This window comes from Enterovirga sp. CN4-39, assembly GCF_049446235.1.
Classification (GTDB): domain Bacteria; phylum Pseudomonadota; class Alphaproteobacteria; order Rhizobiales; family Beijerinckiaceae; genus Enterovirga.
In genome coordinates this window covers 199,464-220,123 of record NZ_JBMSEF010000004.1, presented here as the reverse complement: position 1 = coordinate 220,123, position 20,660 = coordinate 199,464, and the positions used below count along the sequence as shown (strand labels likewise).

At 67.7% G+C, this 20,660-nt stretch carries 19 protein-coding genes and 2 tRNA genes; 9 read left to right on the top strand and 12 right to left on the bottom strand.

Features of this window, described 5'->3' with window-relative positions; translation table 11 throughout:
- Positions 1-60: 60 nt before the first annotated feature.
- The 3 genes from lon (at position 61) to ACO2SS_RS09545 (ending at position 3,022) form a co-directional block, all read left to right on the top strand.
- Complete coding sequence (gene lon, locus ACO2SS_RS09555; protein WP_423277402.1) at positions 61-2,475, top strand: endopeptidase La; 2,415 nt, start codon at positions 61-63, stop codon at positions 2,473-2,475.
- A 158-nt stretch (positions 2,476-2,633) separates the two neighbouring features.
- Positions 2,634-2,912, top strand: a complete 279-nt coding sequence (locus ACO2SS_RS09550; protein WP_423277401.1) for an HU family DNA-binding protein — start codon at positions 2,634-2,636, stop codon at positions 2,910-2,912.
- 34 nt (positions 2,913-2,946) lie between these two features.
- Positions 2,947-3,022: transfer RNA gene (locus tag ACO2SS_RS09545), tRNA-Val, on the top strand.
- A 77-nt stretch (positions 3,023-3,099) separates the two neighbouring features.
- Here the strand turns inward: ACO2SS_RS09545 and ACO2SS_RS09540 are convergent.
- The 4 genes from ACO2SS_RS09540 to ACO2SS_RS09525 all read right to left on the bottom strand — a co-directional run bounded on the left by ACO2SS_RS09540 (position 3,100) and on the right by ACO2SS_RS09525 (position 6,536).
- Positions 3,100-4,341 (bottom strand): polysaccharide biosynthesis/export family protein, encoded by a 1,242-nt coding sequence (locus tag ACO2SS_RS09540; protein WP_423277400.1) that lies wholly within the window; start codon positions 4,339-4,341, stop codon positions 3,100-3,102.
- Positions 4,342-4,544: 203 nt separating this feature from the next.
- Entirely contained in the window at positions 4,545-4,769 is a 225-nt protein-coding gene (locus ACO2SS_RS09535; protein WP_423277399.1) for a hypothetical protein, read from the bottom strand.
- Positions 4,770-4,881: 112 nt separating this feature from the next.
- On the bottom strand, positions 4,882-6,138 hold the full coding sequence (locus ACO2SS_RS09530) for a multidrug effflux MFS transporter (RefSeq protein ID WP_423277398.1): 1,257 nt from the start codon (positions 6,136-6,138) through the stop codon (positions 4,882-4,884).
- 35 nt (positions 6,139-6,173) lie between these two features.
- Positions 6,174-6,536 carry a DUF6481 family protein gene (locus ACO2SS_RS09525; RefSeq protein WP_423277397.1) on the bottom strand — a complete coding sequence of 121 codons (363 nt, stop codon included), beginning with the start codon at positions 6,534-6,536 and terminating at the stop codon, positions 6,174-6,176.
- A gap of 401 nt (positions 6,537-6,937) precedes the next feature.
- Here ACO2SS_RS09525 and ACO2SS_RS09520 point away from each other — a divergent pair, with 401 nt between their 5' ends.
- From ACO2SS_RS09520 to ACO2SS_RS09510, 3 genes are all read left to right on the top strand, one after another.
- Positions 6,938-8,434: a Do family serine endopeptidase gene (locus ACO2SS_RS09520; protein WP_423277396.1), complete on the top strand. Its 1,497-nt coding sequence runs from the start codon at positions 6,938-6,940 to the stop codon at positions 8,432-8,434.
- Between the two features lie 9 nt (positions 8,435-8,443).
- Complete coding sequence (locus ACO2SS_RS09515) at positions 8,444-9,034, top strand: DUF3016 domain-containing protein (protein WP_423277395.1); 591 nt, start codon at positions 8,444-8,446, stop codon at positions 9,032-9,034.
- Between the two features lie 230 nt (positions 9,035-9,264).
- Positions 9,265-10,629: an Nramp family divalent metal transporter gene (locus ACO2SS_RS09510; RefSeq protein WP_423277394.1), complete on the top strand. Its 1,365-nt coding sequence runs from the start codon at positions 9,265-9,267 to the stop codon at positions 10,627-10,629.
- A gap of 267 nt (positions 10,630-10,896) precedes the next feature.
- Here the strand turns inward: ACO2SS_RS09510 and ACO2SS_RS09505 are convergent, their stop codons facing one another.
- The 5 genes from ACO2SS_RS09505 to ACO2SS_RS09485 are packed head-to-tail and all read right to left on the bottom strand — an operon-like array spanning position 10,897 to position 15,559.
- The gene (locus ACO2SS_RS09505; RefSeq protein ID WP_423277393.1) at positions 10,897-12,180 is read right to left on the bottom strand and encodes a TRAP transporter large permease; all 1,284 of its coding nucleotides are present in this window, start codon (positions 12,178-12,180) and stop codon (positions 10,897-10,899) included.
- A gap of 9 nt (positions 12,181-12,189) precedes the next feature.
- On the bottom strand, positions 12,190-12,681 hold the full coding sequence (locus ACO2SS_RS09500) for a TRAP transporter small permease (protein ID WP_423277392.1): 492 nt from the start codon (positions 12,679-12,681) through the stop codon (positions 12,190-12,192).
- 23 nt (positions 12,682-12,704) lie between these two features.
- Positions 12,705-13,706, bottom strand: a complete 1,002-nt coding sequence (locus ACO2SS_RS09495; RefSeq protein ID WP_423277391.1) for a C4-dicarboxylate TRAP transporter substrate-binding protein — start codon at positions 13,704-13,706, stop codon at positions 12,705-12,707.
- Positions 13,707-13,730: 24 nt separating this feature from the next.
- Positions 13,731-14,819, bottom strand: coding sequence for an Ldh family oxidoreductase (locus ACO2SS_RS09490; protein WP_423277390.1), 1,089 nt, complete (start codon positions 14,817-14,819; stop codon positions 13,731-13,733).
- On the bottom strand, positions 14,816-15,559 hold the full coding sequence (locus ACO2SS_RS09485; RefSeq protein ID WP_423277389.1) for an SDR family oxidoreductase: 744 nt from the start codon (positions 15,557-15,559) through the stop codon (positions 14,816-14,818). Before ACO2SS_RS09485 ends, ACO2SS_RS09490 begins: the two co-directional genes overlap by 4 nt.
- Positions 15,560-15,693: 134 nt before the next feature.
- On the opposite strand from ACO2SS_RS09485, the gene ACO2SS_RS09480 reads away from it, so the two are divergent.
- Positions 15,694-16,680 carry a GntR family transcriptional regulator gene (locus tag ACO2SS_RS09480; RefSeq protein WP_423277388.1) on the top strand — a complete coding sequence of 329 codons (987 nt, stop codon included), beginning with the start codon at positions 15,694-15,696 and terminating at the stop codon, positions 16,678-16,680.
- A gap of 182 nt (positions 16,681-16,862) precedes the next feature.
- Here the strand turns inward: ACO2SS_RS09480 and ACO2SS_RS09475 are convergent, their stop codons facing one another.
- Together ACO2SS_RS09475 and ACO2SS_RS09470 are read right to left on the bottom strand one after the other, a co-directional pair.
- Positions 16,863-17,132 (bottom strand): chaperone modulator CbpM, encoded by a 270-nt coding sequence (locus ACO2SS_RS09475; RefSeq protein ID WP_423277387.1) that lies wholly within the window; start codon positions 17,130-17,132, stop codon positions 16,863-16,865.
- The gene (locus ACO2SS_RS09470) at positions 17,129-18,034 is read right to left on the bottom strand and encodes a DnaJ C-terminal domain-containing protein (protein ID WP_423277386.1); all 906 of its coding nucleotides are present in this window, start codon (positions 18,032-18,034) and stop codon (positions 17,129-17,131) included. The genes ACO2SS_RS09475 and ACO2SS_RS09470 overlap by 4 nt, the downstream gene beginning before the upstream one ends.
- Positions 18,035-18,181: 147 nt before the next feature.
- Between ACO2SS_RS09470 and ACO2SS_RS09465 the strand changes: the two genes are divergently transcribed.
- Positions 18,182-18,934: a L,D-transpeptidase gene (locus tag ACO2SS_RS09465; protein WP_423277385.1), complete on the top strand. Its 753-nt coding sequence runs from the start codon at positions 18,182-18,184 to the stop codon at positions 18,932-18,934.
- A 529-nt stretch (positions 18,935-19,463) separates the two neighbouring features.
- On the opposite strand, the gene ACO2SS_RS09460 is transcribed toward ACO2SS_RS09465, so the two are convergent.
- Positions 19,464-19,553 (bottom strand) — tRNA-Ser (locus tag ACO2SS_RS09460).
- 226 nt (positions 19,554-19,779) lie between these two features.
- Here ACO2SS_RS09460 and ACO2SS_RS09455 point away from each other — a divergent pair.
- Positions 19,780-20,610 carry an enoyl-CoA hydratase family protein gene (locus ACO2SS_RS09455; protein ID WP_423277384.1) on the top strand — a complete coding sequence of 277 codons (831 nt, stop codon included), beginning with the start codon at positions 19,780-19,782 and terminating at the stop codon, positions 20,608-20,610.
- Positions 20,611-20,660: the final 50 nt, after the last annotated feature.

The following is a 20,660-nucleotide window of genomic DNA, read 5'->3' as shown; positions in this document are numbered from 1 at the left end:
GATCGCTCAAGCTCCTGCTCAGCCGAGGGGACGCGAAGGCGAATATTTTAAGGACGTTCCATGACAGATCCGAAGACCCGCCAGCCCGTCGAGCCTGGCACCGTCGGGAATTATGCTGTCCTTCCCCTGAGGGACATCGTGGTGTTCCCGCACATGATCGTCCCGCTCTTCGTCGGCCGCGAGAAGTCCATCCGCGCGCTCGAAGAGGTCGTGAAGGGCGACGGCCATATTCTGCTCGCGACGCAGGTGAACGCCACGGACGACGATCCGGCGACGGATGCGATCTACGACGTCGGCACGCTCGCCTCAGTGCTGCAGCTTCTCAAGCTGCCCGACGGGACCGTGAAGGTGCTGGTGGAGGGCGCGACCCGCGCCAAGGTGCGCAGCTACGTGCGCACGGAGGAGTTTTACGAGGCCGAAGCCATCGCGCTCGATGACGCCAAGGGCGATCAGGTCGAGGCGGAGGCGCTCGCCCGCTCGGTCGTGTCCGAGTTCGAGAACTACGTGAAGCTGAACAAGAAGGTCTCCCCGGAGGTCGTCTCGGCTGTCACGCAGATCGAGGACCCGTCCAAGCTCGCGGACACCATCGCGTCCCACCTCGCGGTGAAGATCTCCGACAAGCAGGACGTGCTCGCGACGCCGACGGTCGCCCAGCGCCTCGAGAAGGTGCTCGGCCTGATGGAGAGCGAGATCTCGGTCCTGCAGGTCGAGAAGCGCATCCGCACGCGCGTCAAGCGGCAGATGGAGAAGACGCAGCGCGAGTACTACCTGAATGAGCAGATGAAGGCCATTCAGAAGGAGCTCGGCGACGAGGAGGGCAAGGACGAGCTGTCCGAGCTCGAGGAGCGGATCGAGAAGACCAAGCTCACGAAGGAAGCCCGCGAGAAGGCGAAGGGCGAGCTGAAGAAGCTGCGCCAGATGTCGCCGATGTCCGCGGAAGCGACCGTCGTGCGCAACTATCTCGATTGGCTGCTCGGCATCCCGTGGGGCCGCCGCTCCAAGATCAAGAAGGATCTCGTCGGCGCTCAGAACGTGCTCGACAACGATCACTTCGGCCTGGACAAGGTCAAGGAGCGGATCACCGAGTATCTCGCCGTCCAGCAGCGCGTGAACAAGATGACCGGGCCGATCCTCTGCCTCGTCGGGCCTCCCGGCGTCGGCAAGACCTCGCTCGGAAAGTCGATCGCCAAGGCGACGGGTCGCGAATTCGTCCGCATGTCGCTCGGCGGCGTGCGCGACGAGGCCGAGATCCGCGGCCACCGGCGGACCTATATCGGGTCGCTGCCGGGCAAGATCATCCAGTCGATGCGGAAGGCCAAGACCTCGAACCCGCTCATCCTGCTCGACGAGATCGACAAGATGGGCATGGACTTCCGCGGCGATCCGTCAGCGGCGCTCCTCGAGGTGCTGGATCCGGAGCAGAACCACACCTTCAACGACCACTACCTCGAGGTCGATTACGACCTCTCGGACGTGATGTTCGTGACTACCGCGAACACGCTCAACATCCCGGCTCCGCTGCTCGACCGTATGGAGGTGATCCGTATCGCCGGCTACACGGAGGAGGAGAAGAGCGAGATCGCGCGCCGTCACCTCATCCCGACCGCGCTGAAGAAGCACGGGCTGACGGAGAAGGACTGGTCGATCACGGATGATGGCCTGCTGGAGCTCGTCCGGCGCTACACCCGCGAGGCCGGCGTCCGTAACCTCGAGCGCGAGATCTCCAACCTGGTCCGCAAGGCCGTGAAGGAGATCGTGCTGACGAAGGTCAAGACGATCGAGGTCACGGCGGCCAATCTGGGCGACTTCCTCGGCGTGGCGAAGTTCCGCTACGGCGAGATCGAGTCCGAGGACCAGGTCGGCGTGGTCACAGGCCTCGCCTGGACGGAGGTCGGGGGCGAGCTGCTCACGATCGAAGGCATCATGGTGCCCGGCAAGGGCAAGATGACCGTCACGGGCAACCTGAAGGACGTGATGAAGGAATCGATCTCGGCCGCCGCCTCCTATGTGAGGTCGCGGGCGCTCGATTTCGGCATCGAGCCGCCGCTCTTCGATCGGCGCGACATCCACGTCCACGTTCCGGAGGGCGCAACCCCGAAGGACGGCCCGTCCGCCGGTATCGCGATGGCGACAGCCATCGTGTCGGTGGCGACCGGCATCCCGGTCCGGCACGACATCGCCATGACGGGCGAGGTCACGCTGCGCGGGCGGGTGCTGCCGATCGGTGGCCTGAAGGAGAAGCTCCTGGCTGCGCTCCGCGGCGGCATCAAGACGGTGCTGATCCCCGAGGAGAACGCCAAGGATCTGGCCGAGATTCCGGATTCCGTGAAGAACGGGCTGGAGATCGTGCCGGTCTCCCGCATGGACCAGGTGCTCGAGCGGGCGCTGACCGGCAAGCCGGAGCCGATCGAGTGGGAGGAGCCCCTCCCGCTGCCGCGCGGCGCGGCGGAGGACCGAGGCGTCGTCGCCCACTAGACGCCCTCGGGGCTGAGACGGATCGGGGGCTCCCGGCGCAAGCCGGGAGCCCCTCTCGTTTTCGGCCGACGCGGGACTTGCCTGTGCGCGCTCTTTGCGCCAGACGGTACTCCCCTGGCCTGGAATGTGATTTTCGTACCACGGACGGGGAGGACGGAATGAACAAGGGAGAGCTCGTTAACGCGGTTGCTGCGAGATCGGGGCTCCCTAAGGGTGATGTCGTCAGGGCGATCGATTCGGCCGTGGCGGTGATTACCCAGGCGTTGAAGTCGGGCGACGAGGTCAAGCTCGTGGGTTTCGGCAGCTTCGTCGTTTCCGAGCGGGGGGCGGTTGAAGGCCGTAATCCGCGCACGGGAGAGAAGGTCAGCGTTCCGGCCCAGAAGACACCCAAGTTCAGGGCCGGCGCTCAGTTGAGAAGCGCGGTCAACTCGCAGTAATATCCGTTGCCGGCCCGGGCCGGCGGCGCCTCACGGGCGGTTAGCTCAGCCGGTAGAGCATCTCGTTTACACCGAGAGGGTCGGCGGTTCGATCCCGTCACCGCCCACCAATTTCCTTCTGCATCAATGGCAAGCGGAGCGAGGCGAGGGCGCCGCGCTCGCCCAGGCTTGGCTGCAGGCCCGCCGATCAGCGGGCTGCGGCAGGTGCGGCTGCCGCCGGAGCGGTGGCGGCTGGCGTCGGGGTGGCCGGAGCGGCGGGCGTCGCGGGCGCGGCCGGGGTCGCAGGCGCAGCGGCGGCCGCGGCAGGCGCGGCGACGGCTGCGGGAGCCGAGGCGCCGATGCTCTGGATCGCGAGCCCCTGGCTCGATGTGATCGTTCCCGAGATGGTCTGGGCCGCGCCGATGAGAACGGCCGACTGGCTGAGCACCGATGTGGCCAGCGTCAGGAACTTCTGAAGCTCGAATCCCGCGGCATTGGCCACGTAGATCACGTCCTTGTCTCGCATCCTGAAGGTGCGGGCCAGGAAGTAGCTCTTCGGATCCCGCAGGGTGAGCCGGTAGACGACCGGGATGAGTTGCTCGCGCGCATCGATGTCCTGGCCAGGCGCGAGCGCACGGGCCACCGAGGGCGGTTCGAAGCGGAGAAGGAACACGCCGTCCGGGTCGGACCGATCGTCGACCAGGCCGCCGGCGCTCGCGATCGCTTCCTCGAGCGTCAGGGACAAGCGTGGGAACGGGATGAGCCGGGGGCTGCCCGTCGCGCCGAAGGCCGTGAAGGTCTGGGGATCGCGCACGAGCGTCAGCACGTCGCCGGCCCGTGCGAAGATGTTCTCCGATGGTGTGGAGAGAATCGTCTCGAACGGCACCGTGACCGTGCGGTCCTGCCGCGTCAGCCGGACGAGCACCGTGTGGGCCGGCCCCAGGATGCCGCCGCCGGTCGCGATGATGTCGAGCAGCCTGTCGCCGCGCGGACTGAGCGGGATGCGGGCGCCCGGCGTCGCCTCGCCCGTGAGCACGACCGTGCTGGACAACGCGCCCGGTACCCTGACGAGGATCTCCGGCTCGATCGCCTTCCCGGCCAATGCGGAGCGGATGGCCGTCTCCACCTCGGCCGGCGTGCGCCCGACGACGGGCAGGCGGCCCGCATAGGGCACCTGGATCGTGCCATCCTGGTTGACCTGCTGGGGCGTGACGGTGGCGGTCCGCGAGCCGACACCGGCATCGGACGAGAAGAGTCCGCCCGCCGCGGCCTCCCAGATCGTGATGTTGACGACGTCGCCCACGCCGATCCGGATCTGCTGGGCGGCGCGCCGGTCCCCGAAGCTGGTGCGGAACGAGACTCCCGGAGAACGCGAGAGCGTCGCGACGGTCCGGTCGTCGACATCGACCAGGACATAGCGGAACTCGCCCCCGCTCTCGGCTCGGGCCACGACGTCGCCGCTGAGCGGCCCGACGGAAGGAAGGGCGGAGCAGGACGCCAGAAAGGCGCTCAGAGCTGCGGCAAGGAGATTTCGCGTGACCAAAGTTGCGCCCGGATCCAGCCGCCCTTGCTACCCCATTCCGAGCGGGACCGCTGTGGCCCGGAAGTGACGCGCAGGAGTTTGGAGCCCGAACGGGGCAGTGGCGCGGGTCGTCAGAGAGCCGGGAAATGTCCGGTCGCGGCGGCCGCGCCCGCAAGCAGCAGCGCTCCGGCAGCGATCGCCATCCCGGGCGCGACGACCGGCCTCCTGGAAGAGGCGGCCGGCCTGGGGGCAGGGGAGGGCAGAGCGATCGCCCTCATCCCATCCTCCAATGCATCGATCATGGCGAAGTAATCGTCGCTCCGAATATCGATGTCGGCGCGGTGCGCTTCGGGCATGGCGTGCTCTCGGAGAGATGCACGCCATAAACGCTTCGGCAGACCACCGGTTGCGCAAGCTTTCCGGCCTGCCGGTTGCTGGGCAACAGAGCGTCACCCCGCGCTCGACATTTTAGCGAATAGGCTCCGCGTGGGTTGGCCTGAAAAGCCTTCCACCCTCAGTCGCGAGCACGACGAGGAGGACGCTGAGGCTCAAGGCGCCATAGCCCAGGGCGAGGGGGATCACCGTCCCGTCGTAATGCTGGCCGACAAAGGCGCCGCAGATTGCACCGAGGAACGTCGTGTAGAAGCCGATCAGCGATGAGGCGGTCCCGGCGATCCGGCCGACCGGTTCCATGGCGAGCGCGTTGAAGTTCGGCATCGCGAGGCTGGTCAGGAACTGGCTCCCGGCCAGGAGCCCGCCGAAAAGCCAGAGGGGCGGCTTTCCCGCGTAGAGGAACGCGAAGGCGCATTGCAGCAGCGAGACCGCGATGAAGCCCAGGAGGGCGACATGCGAGATGCGATGCATGCCGTAGCGCCGTACGAGGCGCGAATTGAGAAGGGACGCGAACCCCATCGTGACCGCCACGAGGCCGAAGGCGACCGGGAAATAGGGTCCCAGCCCGTAGACGTCCTCGCCGAAGATCTGCTGGGCGGAGCCGACATAGGACATGATGGCCCCGAACATCAGGCCGAACGCCGTGGAGTACCCGAGGGTGACCCGGGTGGTCGCCGTCTGGCGGAAGGCGGACAGGATCCCCCGCGCCGAGAAGCGCTGCTTGTTCTCCGCTCGCAGCGTCTCCGGCATCCGGCGCACGAACCACGCGCCGAGCGCCACCCCGAGCACGAGCATCGAGAGGAAGATGGCGTGCCAGTCGCCGACCAGCAGCAGGAGCCCGCCGATGGCGGGCGCGAAGATCGGGACGGTGATGAACACCATCATCGTCAGCGACATGACCCGCGCCATCTCGCGGCCGACGAAGCGGTCGCGCACGATGGCCACGGCGACGACGCGTCCTGCCGCGGCGCCGCAGCCCTGGAGGCAGCGGGCGGCCAGCAACGTCTCGAAATTGGGAGCCAGCATGGCTGCGATGCAGCCCGCGAGAAAGATCACGAGGCCGGCCAGGAAGGCAGGCCTGCGCCCCAGAATGTCGGCGGCCGGGCCGTAGACGAGATGCGTCGCCCCGAACCCGATCATGTAGATGTAGACGAGGAGCTGAAGCTGGTTCGGATCGCTCACCGCAAAGGTGCGGCCGAGCGCCGGAAAGGCGGGCAGGACGTTGTCGACCGCGAATGCGGTCAGGCCCATCATGAACGCGACAAGCGCGACGAACTCACCGAAGGGTGGTCGTCGCTTCGTCTGGATGTCGGGGTCTAGGGGAGCGTGCATCTCGGGATCTCCCCTGGTCCGACCGTCTCGGGCGCTTAGCGCCGCTTCTTGCTCTTCCGGTTGGCGTAGCGCAGGTCGCGCGCAGCCTTGCGGGCGGCATCCAGCAGCGCCTCTGCCTCGGAGCGACGGCGAGCCTCTTCCTCCTTGCGCTGCAGCTCGGCGAGCTCGGCCGCGAGCTTCTCGGCGGCGATCCGCTCCTCCTCCGCCTTGCGGATGGCCTCGCGCTCGGCACGACGCTTTTCGCGCGCCTCGGCGATCGCGATACGCTCCGCCTGTCGGGCGACCACATCCGGGTCATCCGCCGGGGGGCGAGCCTTGAAACGCTCGAGCATCGCCTTCCTGGCATTCGCCGCGGCTTCGCGGCGATCGTTGAAATCGTTGCGTTTCGCAAACGCCATGTGTGTCGGAACCCTCGTCTTTGTCCGTATCGGTGGGGACGCGAAAAGGCCGCCCGGGTAAGGCGGCCGCGCAATGCCGATGGCCGAAAGCGCTCGACGCCCGAAGGAGGGCAGCAGATGCCCGATTCCGGCTCAGGTCGGCAGAGGGGTAGTTAGGGTGCGGTGGCGGAAAAAGCAAGCTGCGCAAAGCGCTTGGCCGCCATGTCGTGCAGGCGTGCTGACCATCGGGTTAGCGGCATCGCCGATCGTACGGTCTGAACAAAAATTAATCTGCCCGCCAGGACGTTCTCATATTGGGACTGCAATTGATGGACAACGCGGAAGCCTGTGGGGGGAACCCCGATCTCCGCTTCCGAACGGCTTCGGAGGCGCTTCCGAGTATGATTTCGGAGGTAAGTCAGATGAATCAATCACTTCAGAAGAGCGGCACCCTGCGCAACCGGGCCCTGGCATCGGTCGCCGCAGTGGCCATCGTGGCATCGGGCGCGCTCGGCGCGACCATCGTGCAGGGCCAGTACCCGGCCTTCGCCCAGGGGACAGCCATTACGGTGGACGCGGCGCAGGCGCCGGCGTCCTTCGCGGACGTCGTGGACAAGGTGAAGCCTGCCGTCGTCTCGGTCAGGGTTCAGACCGATCAGGGCGGGCAGGCGGGCCGCGACGACGCTTCGCGGCTCGAGAACATCCCGCCACAGCTGCGCGAGTTCTTCCGCCGCTTCGGCGAGAACGGCACGCCCCAGGGCCCGCGTCGCGGTCCGCGCGGCGCAATGGCGCAGGGCTCGGGCTTCTTCATCTCGCCCGATGGCCTCGTGGTCACGAACAACCACGTCGTCGAGAAGGCGAAGTCCGTCGAGATCACGACGGATGACGGCCGGACGCTGAGCGCCAAGGTCCTCGGCACCGACCCGAAGAGCGATCTCGCTCTGCTGAAGGTGAACGAGGGCGGGCCCTTCCCGTTCGTGAAGCTCGCGAGCACGGCGCCTCGGGTCGGCGACTGGGTGGTGGCGATCGGCAACCCGTTCGGCCTGGGCGGGACGGTCACGTCGGGCATCGTCTCGGCCCGCGGGCGTGACATCGGTGCCGGCCCCTATGACGACTTCCTGCAGATCGACGCGCCGATCAACCGGGGCAATTCCGGCGGCCCGACCTTCAACATGAAGGGCGAGGTGGTCGGGGTGAACACGGCCATCGCCTCCCCGTCGGGCGGCTCTGTCGGCCTCGCCTTCGCGATCCCGTCGGAGACGGTCCGGACCGTCGTCGATCAGCTCGAGAAGGGCGGCAAGGTCGATCGCGGCTATCTCGGCCTGCAGATCCAGGCGCTCACCCCCGACCTCGCGGAAGGGCTGGGCCTGAAGACGCAGAAGGGCGCCCTCGTGAATGCGGCCCAGTCCGGCACCCCGGCCGCCAAGGCGGGCCTGCGTGCGGGCGACGTGGTCACCACGGTGAACGGCGAGGCCATCTCCGATGCGCGCGAGCTCAGCCGGAAGATCGCCAGTCTGAAGCCGGGCACGAAGGTCGAGGTCGCCTATCTGCGTGACGGCAGCCCCCGCACGGCCACGGTCGAGCTCGGCGTCCTGCCGAACGAGACGGCCGCGGTCGGGCGCGAGGACGATGCCGGGAAGAGCTCGCTCCGCCTCGGCCTCCAGCTCGCGCCGGGCAGCCGCGTCGGCGAAGAGGGTGTCGAGGTCGTGAACGTGGATCCGGACGGGCCGGCGGCCCAGAAGGGCATCTCGGAGGGTGACATCATCCTCGAGGTCGGCGGCAAGGCCGTGACCACGCCCGACGAGGTCGCCGCCGGCATCAAGGCCGCCCGCGACGGGGGCAAGAAGGCCGTGCTGATGCGGATCAAGAACCGGCAGGGCACGCGCTTCGTGGCCATCGGGCTCAACAACGCCGGGTAATCGATCTCTGTGATCCGGCATACGGCGGGCGGCAACGCCCGCCGTTATCGTTTGGTGCAGGCGAACCTGCACGGCGGGGGCGTCGAGCCGAACGGGGTTTTTCCGATGCGGGCCGCTCTCCTCATCCTGGTCACAGCCGCGAGCACGGCCACGCCCGCGGCGGCGGCCGTGCGGGTGACCTATTCCGATCCGGCGCGCTTCACGGATGCGGACCGGGCGGGCGGCCTGATGACGGCCGACGCGGCGGCGCGCGCTCTGGTCGAACATCTCGTACGTCTCGCGCGGGACCTGCCGCCCGGGCAGGATCTTCGGGTCGAAATCCTGGACATCGACCTCGCCGGGCGTCTCGCGCCGGAGCTGGACCCGAGCGGGTCGAAGCGCGTCATGACCGGGGCGACCTGGCCGCGCCTCCGGTTGCGCTACGTTCTCTCGGCGCAGGGTCGCGTCCTGGCCCGGGGCGACGAGCTTCTGAGCTGGCAGGACTATCTCCAGCGCGCGACGGCGCGCCATGCGGGCGACCCGCTCCGGTTCGAGAAGGCGATGCTGACGGAGTGGTTCGCGCGGCGGATCGCCGGGAGGCAACGCGGCGCGTCGGGATGACGGCGCCCGCCAGCCTCGGCTCCGCTTCGCGACGGCGGAAACCCGGCTGTCCTGCTGCCAGGCGAGTCTCGAGGGGGACGCCGGCACGCGGACCTCGGCCGCCGGGCGGATGGAACCCGCTTCTGAGCTGCGCGCTGTCCGCACGAGCAGCAGAGTTCCCGCAAACCTCGCTCGCACGGGCTTCGCTCCAGTCCTCCTAGAGTTGCCGCCAGAACGGGCCGGTCCGCCGAATGCGCCGAGACGTCTCAGAGGATTTCGGCGCAGCCGCGCCTGCCGCCGCTCCGGAGAGCGGATGGCGGCGCAGCCGCGGTCTCGCCTCGCTGTCCGAGGTTCATTCCTCCATCCCCGTCGCCGGCACGCCCTGGCGCCGGATGATGGCTTTCCTCGGCCCGGGCTATCTCGTGGCCGTCGGCTACATGGACCCCGGGAACTGGGCGACGTCGCTCGCGGGTGGCTCGCGCTTCGGCTACGCGCTGCTGTTCGTCGCGCTTCTGTCCAACGTCATGGCGATCGTCCTGCAGGCGCTCTGCGCGCGGCTGGCGGTCGCCACGGGCCGCGACCTCGCCCAGGCCTGCTGCGATGCCTATCCGAAGCCGGTCGGCTATGCCCTGTGGGCGCTCGCGGAACTCGCCATCGTGGCGACCGACCTTGCGGAGGTGATCGGCACCGCGATCGGCTTGAACCTGCTCTTCGGCATCCCGCTCGAGCTCGGCGTCGTCATCACGGCGCTGGACGTCTTCCTGATCCTCTACCTTCAGAACAAGGGCTTCCGCTGGGTCGAAGCCATGGTGGTGGCGCTCATCGGGGTGATAGGGGTGTGCTTCCTCCTGCAGATCGCGATGGCGCATCCCGATTGGGGGCAGGTGATCCGTGGCTTCGCGCCGACGACCGAGCTCGTGACGAACCCGGACATGCTGTACCTCGCGCTCGGCATCATCGGGGCGACCGTGATGCCGCATAATCTCTTTCTGCACTCGAGCATCGTGCAGACCCGGGCCTACGGGCACACGATGCCCGAGAAACGGGAGGCGATCCGGTTCGCCACGATCGATTCAACGCTCGCGCTGCTCTTCGCGCTCACGATCAACGCCTCGATCCTCATCCTGGCCGCGGCCGCCTTCCACAAGACCGGCCACGTGGACGTCGAGGAACTGGGGCAGGCGCACAAGCTCCTGACGCCGCTTCTCGGCTCGACCCTCGCCCCGACCCTCTTCGGCATCGCGCTGCTCTGCTGCGGCCTGAACTCGACGGTCACGGCGACGCTGTCGGGGCAGATCGTCATGGAGGGCTTCATCAACTTCCGCATCGCGCCGTGGCTCCGGCGCCTCGTCACGCGAGGGCTGGCCATCATCCCGGCGGCCGCGGTGACGATCGCCTTTGGCGATGCGGGCACGGCGAAGCTGCTCATTCTCAGCCAGGTCGTCCTCGGCCTGCAGCTTCCCTTCGCGGTCATCCCCCTGGTGCTGATCACCGCCAGCAGGCGGAAGATGGGAGCCCTCGTCTCGCCCCGATGGCTGACGGCCAGCTCGGCCGCAATCGCCGCCATCATCGTGGGGCTCAACATCAAGCTCGTGGCGGATTTCATCCTGGGGTGACACCCCCGCCACCAGCCGGGCCCTCGCTCAGGCGGGCGCATCGGCCGTCTTCTCCGGTCCGGCGATGGGCGAGAGGCTGCTATTCCCTCAGGGCCATCCAGGGTGGAGCGGCGCGGGGTCAGGAGCGACCTGCTGTGCATTCTGCCGGTTGGGTCGAAGAAATCGTCCAGTGCTGCCCCGCCAAGCTGGCGGACCAAAGGCAGGCGCGCCCCGGAGCGTTCGCCCAAGTCTCCCAGTGCGCTGTCCGGATGTTCGATCCGCGCCGCCTCAGCGGTTGAACAGCAGGTTCGGCAGGAACAGGACGAGATCCGGCAGAAACACCAGCGCCAAGGTCACCAGCGCCACCGCGGCGAAGAATGCCACCGACTCGCGCGTGTATTCGCCGATCGACGTCCGCAGGATCGAGCAGACCGCGTACATGGCGGCGCCAACCGGCGGCGTGAAATTGCCGATCGTCGCGGCGATGATGAAGACCATGCCGAAATGAACCGGGTCGCCGCCGAGCTGCTCGATCAGCGGGAGGAAGATCGGCGTCAGCATGATGATCAGCACGGTCGAGTCGATCACGAACCCGGCGATCAACAGGAAGATGACGATGAGGATCATCACGGCCTGCAGGTTCTCGGTCAGCCCGAGAATGAGCTGCGAGATTTGATCCGGCACCTGCTCGTAGACGATGCCGTAGCTGATGATCGCGGACAGGGCGATCAGGAACATGACGGCGCCGACATCGGCCAGACTGCCCTCGAGCGCCTCCAGGAAGGAGGCTCGCGTGAGCTTGCGGTGCAGCGCGATGCCGACCACGACGGCATAGATGACCGCGAAGGCACCGATCTCGGATGGCGTGAAGACGCCGGCACGCAACCCGACCAGCAGGAACACCGGGAAGAGCAGCGCCCAGATGCCGCCGCGCAGCGCTGTCCCGACCTCGGCGACGCTCGGCCGCCTGTCCCGCTCCGGCGGATAGCCACGCCGGCGCGCCGTGACGTTCACGGCGATGCCGAGCGCGATCCAGAGCAGGATCGCCGGCACGAACCCGGCCGCGAACAGCCGCCCGATGGAGACCTGACCGATCGTGCCGTAGAGGATCATGCCGATGCCCGGCGGGATCACGGGGGTGAGCAGCGATCCGAACGAGAGGACGCCCGCGGCAAATCCCTTCGACATGCCGCGCTTCAGCATGGCGTCGCCGAGCATCCGGGCCTGCATGGCGGCGTCCGCAATGGCCGAGCCAGAAACGCCGCCCATGAGCGCCGATAGCGCGAGCGACACCTGGGCCAGGCCGCCACGAAGCCGGCCGGTCATCACGGATGCGAGCTTGAGGAGCTGTTCCGTGATGCCGGACTTGTTGAGGAAGTTGCCCGCGATGATGAAGAGCGGGACGGCGAGCAGCGCGAAGTTCTGGGTCTGCGAGACGGTCACCTGAACCGGTATCGTGAAGGGCAGGTCCGGGTTCTGCAGGAAGAACAGCGCGCCCGAGATGCCGATCGCAAAGGCGACCGGCATGCCCATGAGGATGAAGACCGTGAAGCCGATGGCGACGAGGAGCATGGCCGGCGCTCAGGCCATCGGCGCCGCAGGGACGGCTGCCGTCAGCCGCCGATGGTCGATAGCCTTGACGATCGTGGTGATGAGGAGAAGCGCCGCCCCGACCGGCAGGCTCATCGTGATCCAGGAATAGCTGACGTCGGGGATGCCCTGAAAGCTGCGCGCCCGGCTGACCCAGGACAGCCACAGACCTGCCCCGACCACGTAGGCGAGAAAGCCGGCAATGATCGCGTAGTTGATCCACGTGACCACATGCTGCGCCCCGGCAGGAAGGCGCTCCGTGACGATCTCGATCGCCATCAAGCCTCCATTCCGCCAAGCGATGTCGGCGCAGAGAAAGCAGGCCCAGGCGAAGAGGCAGGTCGCGAGATCCGTGGTCCAGTTGAGAGGCATGTGCGCAAGGCGCGCCAAGCCGCCCAGGAAGATGAGGAGCACCATCGCGACCAGGAAGGTTCCGGCGACAATGGCCTCGGCGCGGCCGAGCGCGCGATAGGCAGTCCTCATCCTGCTGGCTCCTCGGGATCTGCCTATTGCCGGCCGATTTCGGCCTCGACGGCCTTCTTCACCTCGGTCAGTCCGAGTTTCTCGTAGGCCGCGTTGCCGGCCTGCTTGAATGCTGCGAGGTCCACATCCTCGACGACCGTCATCCCGCGATTCTTCAGCTGCGCCCGCACCGTCGCTTCCGAGGCGAGGATCTTTTCGGACGTTTCCCGGCCAGCCTTCCTGCACTCCTCGACGAGCGCCGTCTGGTATTCGGCCGGCAGGCTGTCGAAGAACTGGGATCCGACGACCTGGAAGTTCACGAGCATGATGTGCTTGGTTTCGTTCGCGAACTTGAGCACTTCGTAGAAGCGCCCGCCCGGGATGTTGTTGTAGACGAGCTCGACCCCGTCGATCGCCTGCTGCTGCAGTGCCGGATACATGTCGCCGAATGCCATCGCGGTCGGCGCGGCGCCGAGCGCTCGGACCGATTCCTGCCAGATCGGCGCAGGCGGGGTGCGGATGCGCTGGCCGGCGAGGTCGGCCGGCTTGCGGACGGGCTTGTTCGTGAAGAAGTGGCGATAGCCCTGCACCCAGTCGAAGCACACGACCCTGAGCCCGTGCTGCTTGGCGAGTTCATCCGCGGCCTTCGTGATGGTGGGCGCCTTGCCGAGCTTCTCGACATCCTCGAGCGATGTCGCGAAGTACGGGCCATTCATCACGGCGAGGCTCTTCACGTAGTTCCCGAGCCGCGCAGCATCGGTGTTCTGGCCGATCGCGGCGCCCTGGCGCATCTGCTCGATGATATCTTCCTCGACGCCGAGTTGCGCGGAGTGGAAGACCTGGATCTTGAGCCCGCCCTTGGTGCGTTCCTCGACCCGCTTCGCCCAGTCCTGGAAGCCGCGGTGGAACGGCTCGTTCGGGCCGAGCACGTGGTTCAGACGCAGGGTGAATGTCTTCTGCTGTGCAACCGCGCTCGGCGCTGCGACCAAGCTCGCCGCCAGGGCCGCGCCGATTGCGACAAACGAGTGAACGGCATTTTTCATCATTCCCTCCCGGTTCATTGGTTCATGTCACATTGAGCGGTCTGCCGGGCTGAGCGGCTGCGGAAGCCCTAGGCCGCGCCGCTCGGCCATGCTGGCGAAAGCCGCGAGCGTCGTTGGGTCGATCGGGATGCCGTCCCGCTCGCGCCGTTCCGCTTCCGCCCATTCGCGGTCGCCCGGAGCCATGACGACTCCGCCCTCGGCTGGACGCGAGCCACGGAGAGCGGAAAGGTAGCGCTCCATCCCGGCCGCGAAGGCGTCCGCCCCTATGAAGGCCGCGGGATCGAGGGCCAGAACGAAGGCGCCCATCTCGCGTGGGGTGGAGAGATCGGGGCCTCCCATCGGCAGGATCTCGGGGCTGAGCCGCATTCCGGTCAGCACCGCGCTGAAGATCTCGGCGACGCCCGCGAGAGCCGCCCCCTTGAAGCCGAACGCAGCACCAAGCGGGGCCAGCATCTGGACCGCCCCCGGGTCGCGCGTCTCGCGTCCGCTCCCGTCGGAGGCGGTCTCCGGGGGGAGCTCGCGTCCGAGCCCGCCATAGAGCAGCACGCGGTTATGCGGGATGGCGCTCGTCGCCATGTCGAGGAGCCACGGGCGCCCGTTCCCTGTGGGGACCGCAAAGGCGAGCGGGTTGGTGCCGTGGAATCGCTCGGCCCCGTCGTGCAGCCGCACGAAGCTGTCCGAATTGCAGGTCGCGAAGCCGATCAAGCCTGCTTCCGCGGCAGCGAGCGCGTAGGCGCCCGCGGCGCCGAAATGAGACGAGTTGCGGATTGCGACCGCGCCGATGCCGAACCGTCGAGCGAGCCCGATGGCGCGCTCCATGCCGGCATAGGCCGCTCGGGCCCCCTGCGCGTGGCCAGCATCGAGGATCGCCACCGCACCTGCGCCCGTCTCGAAGCAGAGCTCCGGCGCTCCCTTCACCCGCCCGGCTTCAATGACGGCAGCGTAGTGAGGCAGGAGGCGGAAGCCGTGGCTGTCCACGCCGAGGCGGGACGCGTGCAGCATGGACCGTGTGGCGGCGTCCGCACTCGCCTCGTCGGCTCCGGCCGCCGCCAGCACGGAACGAGAGAACCAGGAGAGCGCCTGGGCCGCGAAGCGCGCTTCCACCCCTCCGCTCAAAGGGTCTGTCCTCCGTCGACCACGATGGCCGTGCCGGTCGTGAAGGCGGCATCCGCACTTGCGAGGTAGACTGTGACCGCAGCCATCTCCTCGGGCGTGCCGAGGCGGCCCATCGCCTGACGGGCGATGAATTCGCGCCGACGCGCCTCCGGGTCGGGCGCGCTCTGGATCCGCTCCTCGAGCGAGGGCGACAGCGTCGTTCCAGGGCAGAGCGCGTTGCAGCGGACCCCGGCCGAAACGCAATCGCGGGCGACCGCCTTGGTCAACCCGATCACGGCCGCCTTGCTTGCCCCATAGGCGGCACGTCCCGTCACGCCCGTGATGCTCGAGGCAACCGACGCGACGTTGATGATCGAGCCCGAACGGCGCTCCAGCATGGCCGGAAGCGCCGCCTTGATGGTGTGGAACATCGAGGTGACGTTCTGATCGAAACTCCTCGTCCAATCGGCCTCGCTCGTCTCCAGCAGCGTGCCGCCATGGACCCAGCCGGCGCAGTTCACGAGGACATCCAGGGGCGAGACATCTCCGATGATCCGGGCGACCGCCGGCCCATCCGTCACATCGAGAGCGACGGGAGTGATCGCGTTCGAAATCCCCGGCAGGTCGGCCAGCTTGGACGCCGTACGGCTCGCGGCGAAGACCCGAGCGCCCTCTGCCGCATAGGCGAGCGCAATGGCCCGGCCGATGCCCTGGCCGGCCCCCGTCACGAATGCGGTCAATCCCGCAAGCCGCCCCGTCACTGTCCCTCCAACGCGAAACGTCTAATGGATACATTGCTCGATCCGCATCTTGGCCAGCGTCCCTGACGTTGACAAGTACGACGAATGGCGGGTTCCGATACGTCCATCCGAACGGACGCGCAGGATGGAGCGGGATGGGAAGCGCCGGCCTCGACGCGGTTCAGCTGAGCGGGGTTTCCCGTCTGCATAGCCGGGCGGCCGATATCCTGGCCCGCCGAATTCGTGCGGGTGCTCTTCCGGCCGGGACGCGCCTTCTGGAATCCAGGGTCGCTGCGGAGTTCGGCATCAGCCGCGCGCCGGCTCGGCAGGCGCTTGCCTCGCTCGCCGAGGACGGGCTCCTCTCTCGCGCCGAGGGGCGCGGCTATGTGGTGACCAGCCTCGCAGGCACGGGCGATGGTTCGATGGAGGCGCCGGGGCCGATCCAGCTTTCGCCGGCGGCGAGTTGGGAGCGCATCTACGGAGAGGTCGAGACCAGCATCGTGTCCCGCACGGCCTTCGCGAGTTGGCGCGTGGTGGAGGCAGAGATCGCGAAACACCACGGGGTGAGCCGGACTGTGGCACGCGAGGTCGTGGCGAGGCTAAACCAGCGCGGCATCATTCGGAAGGACGAGGGTTCCCGCTGGTTTGCCCCGGCACTTACGCCGCAGCACGTGGCGGAGCTCTACGAGATGCGGTGGACCTTGGAGCCGATGGCGCTCGCGAAAGCCGCCAACTCGGTTCCGAAGGAGCTGGTGAGACGCGCCCTCCAGTCCACGCGGTCCGCCATGGAACGAGCCGAGACGCTCTCGGGGGGCGACCTCGACGTCCTCGAGGCGGAACTCCACGGTGAGATCCTCGGCTTCTGCGGCCAACGTACGATGCTGGAGGCGCTCCGCTCCTATCAGTCCCTCCTCGTGGCGCACAGCTTCCTGTATCGATGGATCCCGGCGCTGTTTCCGTCCGAGCCGTTCCTGCCGGAACACCTTAGGATCCTGGAAGCTCTCGATCGTGGGGAAACGGGTGCGGCCGTGGAGGCTCTGCGGGAGCACCTGCAGGCCTCGCTCGGGCGTGCGCTGCTGCGCATCGAGGCCGTGGCGGCCGAGTTCCGCCCCGAGCCGCTCCCTTACCTGAGGGCCTACTGACGCGCGCCGGCCAGCCACGCCCCTAGGCCTTTTCAGCAAAGCCCGAGAGCATCCTGTGCAGGGACGCTGCGCCATTGGATCTGGCTCGTCCGGTGAAGGCCCGCTCCTGGGCGCGGGTCCGGCCTCCGGCGGCCTACGGTTATGGGTGGATCCGAATTAGGCCGCCCCCTGCAATGCCCCGTTCAGGGCATCGTCTTGCGCAGTTGCGCCAGGGCATCGCGCAGCCCGTGCATCTGATCGACCAGATGGAGGATCACGTCGATCCCTTCGTCGTTCACCCCGAGGTTGTCTCCGAGATCCAGGATGAGGCGGGCGCGCGCCATGTCCCGTTCCGAGAAGGCCGGCTCGGATGCGCTTCCCTCGGGAACGAGCCATCGCTGCTCGATCCATACGTCGAGGGTTCGAATCTCGATCCCTGCCGAGCGCAGAAACTCCTCCTTGCTCATGGTCATGAGAACGCTCCCTCGCGCGGGTCGAACGCCTTGCCCTTCTCCCAGCCTGCCAGGAAGGCCTCGAGATCGGGGTCCGGCTCCTTGGGCAGCACGACCTTCAGCGTCACGAGCTCATCGCCGGATCCGCCGCCGCGCCGCGGCGCACCCTTGCCCCTGAGGCGCAGGACGGTTCCGGTGTTCGACCCCTTCGGCACGCCCATCATGACGTCGCCGGTCGGGGTCGGGACCCGAATGCGGCCACCGAGCACGGCCTCGGTGAGCGACACAGGAATTTCCAGCCGAATGTCGTCGCCCTCGCGCGTGAAGCGCGGATCGGGCAGGACCTCAATCTCGATCAGGGCGTCGCCTGGCCCGCCCGTTCCCCTTCCCGGTGCTCCCTTGCCCCTGAGGCGGAGGGTCTGGCCATCGACCATCCCGGCCGGGATCGTCACATCGAGGGTGCCGCCCTCGGGAAGCGTCAGGCGCTTGGTCCCCCCGGTGATCGACTCGACGAAGCTGATCGGCAGCCGGTAGTGGCGATCCGAACCGCGCTGGTTCGCACGGGCCCACTGCGCCTGCCGCAGAAGCTCCGCGAAGGGGTCCTCGCCCTCCGCGAAATCGGCGAAGCCGGATTGGCTGGCATAGGGACCCCAGTCATCCTCGCCCGCGAAGTCGCGATAGTATCGCTGCTGGGGACGTTCAGCGCCCGACGCATCGATCTCGCCCGCATCGAAGCGGGCCCGCTTGTCGGGGTCGCTCAGCAGGTCATAGGCGGCTGAGACATCCTTGAACTTGGCCTCCGCCTCCGTGTCGCCGGGGTTGAGGTCCGGGTGAAGCGTCTTCGCGAGCTTCCGGTAGGTTTTCTTGACGTCCTCCGCGGACGCCGTGCGGTCGACGCCCAGGACCTCGTACGGATCTCTCAAGACGCGCCTCCCATCGGATCGCCGCGCAGCCCTGAACAGAGCGGATCTTCCCGGAAGGGGCAACTCCGGCCGCTGGGCGCCGAAGTTCGAGCTTGAAGAGCGCAAGGGCAGCAGTACCCTGCGCGTCCGAGCGTCCTGGGATGATCCATGCGCCTCCTGACGATCTTCAGCCTCTCGGCGATGCTGATGGCAGCCGCGCCGCACTGCGCCTGGGCAGAGGTGCTGATCAACATCGATAAGGCTGCCCAGCGGATGGCGGTCTCCGTGGATGGGCAGCAGCGCTACACGTGGTCCGTGTCAACCGGCGCGGCGAACTACGACACGCCGAGCGGATCTTTCCGGCCGCTTCGTATGGCGCGCACGCACTTCTCGCGAGAGTGGGACAATGCTCCCATGCCCCACTCGATCTTCTTCACACCCGACGGGCACGCCATCCACGGTACGAGCCATGCACGCCATCTCGGACGCGCCGTCTCGCACGGTTGCGTTCGGCTGGCGCCCCGGCACGCGGCTACCCTGTTCGCCTTGGTGCAGGCCGAAGGCGTCGGCAGCACGAAAGTCGTGGTGGAGGGCGCGGATGGGTCAACGCTCGGCCAGAGCGGATCTGGTCCGGGCGTGAACCCGCTGCGAGCACTCCAGCGCTCGGCTGCGGCCCGCTCGAAGTGGCAGGAGGAGCCCAAATCACCTCCTGGTCCGGACGCCGCACCGGCTGTCTCCCCCGGCCCGCGGAGCGGCTCCGAGGCGGGCGCATCCTCCAGCCGTGGATTACCCGCCCTGTCCAAACCGCAAGGCGCAGGATTATCCGAGGCGACTACTGCGGCAACGGACACGGACGCACTGCTGACCCGGCTCATGGTCGAGGGTGCGCGAGCCTACAAGTCGATCTGTTCAGGTTGCTAGATCGATCGCTCTCTCGGGTCTGCCTCCCCGGTGCGTAGGAGGCCGGTCTGCTGAAACCTCCTGAGAGGGCGCAAGCTCTACCCGATCGCCTCGCAACGTCAGGAGGGCTGGGTCCCTACCCGGGATGTATGACGACCGGGGGCGTCCGGAGTAGCGCCATGGGACGTCCTGCCTCGGAACGGCTCTTAAGCTGAGATCGCGGCCGGCCGGGTCGACGTAGCCATCATCTACAAGGTGGATCTTCTCACTCCTCCACCCGCAGACCTCGCCGAGATCGTGGAGAGCTGGATGCCAGGCCTGTCGGTGGCTCAGGCCTTCAACACGACATCCGGGAGGAGATCGCGGCATCCAAGAAGAAGGGCGTTTGGATGGGAGCCCAAGCGCCGCCAGGCTACGATGGAGACGCCGGTGCTCCGGGGAGAGCGTCTCCCGTCGTGGGCGACGACATCGGCCTCGGTGAAGCCTCGGAACTAGCTGACTTCTTCCGGTCCTGCGACGCACTCAAGGGGGGCGGTCAACAGCTGAGTATTGGCGGAGGGAGCGGGATTCGAACCCGCGATACCGTTTCCGGTATACACACTTTCCAGGCGTGCGCCTTCAACCACTCGGCCACCCCTCCTAACCCTTTCGCACGTGGACGAAATAGGCCGCCACGCGCGAGAGCGGGCCGAAGCCGGCTCCGCTCGGGTGCGGGATCATCTAGACGGCCAATTGCCGGCGTGCAACCCGGTCCGCGCGGTAGGCGAGCAAGCCGAGATGCGCGCCGCATCTCGGCTTGACCTCCATGAACCGGTCCGGCCAACAAGCTCGGACCGCCCCGTGGGGCAAGGAGCTTCTGTCATCAGATGAGGCAGTTCGACGCCGCAGGCTTTCGCCCTGCTCATTTCGGCTGGTCGGTCGAGGGTGGGGTCGCGACGATCACGCTCGACCGGCCGGAGCGGAAGAACCCGCTGACCTTCGAATCCTACGGAGAGCTACGCGACCTCTTCCGCGACCTCGCCTATAGCCGGGACGTGAAGACGGTGGTCATCACCGGGGCGGGCGGGAATTTCTGCTCGGGCGGCGACGTGCACGAGATCATCGGGCCGCTCGTCCGCATGCAGGAGGCCGGCGACATGGCGGGTCTCCTCGCCTTCACCCGGATGACGGGCGATCTCGTCAAGGCGATGCGTCACTGCCCGCAACCAATCATCGCGGCACTTGACGGCATCTGCGCGGGCGCGGGCGCGATTCTCGCCATGGCGTCCGACATGAGGATCGCCACCGCGCGGACCAAGACGGCCTTTCTCTTCGTGCGGGTGGGGCTCGCCGGCGCGGACATGGGCGCCTGCGCCATCCTGCCTCGAATCATCGGGCAGGGGAGGGCGTCCGAGCTTCTCTTCACCGGACGGGTCATGACGGCCGAGGAAGGCGAGCGCTGGGGCTTTCACAACCGCCTCGTCGAACCGGAACAGGTTCTGGCTGAGGCGCAGAGGCTCGCCGGGCAGCTTGCGGCGGGGCCCACCTTCGCCCACGCCATGACGAAGACCTGCCTTCACCAGGAATGGGACATGGGGATCGACGAGGCGATCGAGGCCGAGGCCCAGGCCCAGGCGATCTGCATGCAGACCAAGGATTTCGGGCGGGCCTATCGGGCCTTCGTGGCGAAGGAGCAACCCGTCTTCGCCGGGGACTAGGAGGGAGACGCCGCGGCCGCCGGGCGGGCGGGAAGGTTCGGCGCACTCTC